A 571-nucleotide genomic window follows, 5' to 3' on the forward strand; every position below is an offset into this window, starting at 1 on the left:
TGATCAAATCCATCGCGGCCAAGAACCAGTTGTTCAAGACCTACATCGGCCAGGGTTACTACGGCACGCACACGCCGTCGCCGATCCTGCGCAACCTGCTGGAAAACCCGGCCTGGTACACCGCCTACACCCCGTACCAGCCGGAAATTTCCCAGGGTCGTCTCGAAGCGCTGCTGAACTTCCAGACCCTGATCAGCGACCTCACCGGCCTGCCGATCGCCAACGCCTCGCTGCTCGACGAAGCCACCGCCGCCGCCGAAGCCATGACTTTCTGCAAGCGCCTGAGCAAGAACAAGGGCAGCCACCAGTTCTTCGCCTCCGTGCATTGCCACCCGCAGACCCTCGACGTGCTGCGCACCCGTGCCGAACCGCTGGGCATCGAGGTGGTGGTCGGCGACGAGCGCGAACTGAGCGACGTGACGCCGTTCTTCGGCGCCCTGCTGCAGTACCCGGCGAGCAACGGTGATGTGTTCGACTACCGCGCATTGACCGAGCGTTTCCACGCCGCCAACGCCCTGGTGGCCGTGGCCGCCGACCTGCTGGCCCTGACCCTGCTGGCCCCGCCGGGCGA

At 65.7% G+C, this 571-nt stretch carries 1 protein-coding gene; it reads left to right on the plus strand.

The window, feature by feature from the left end:
• The coding region (locus AC1Q6D_RS33160; protein WP_492618507.1) for a PLP-dependent aminotransferase family protein at positions 1-571 on the plus strand (571 nt) is incomplete at both ends.

Source organism: Pseudomonas sp. MT92, assembly GCF_058792515.1.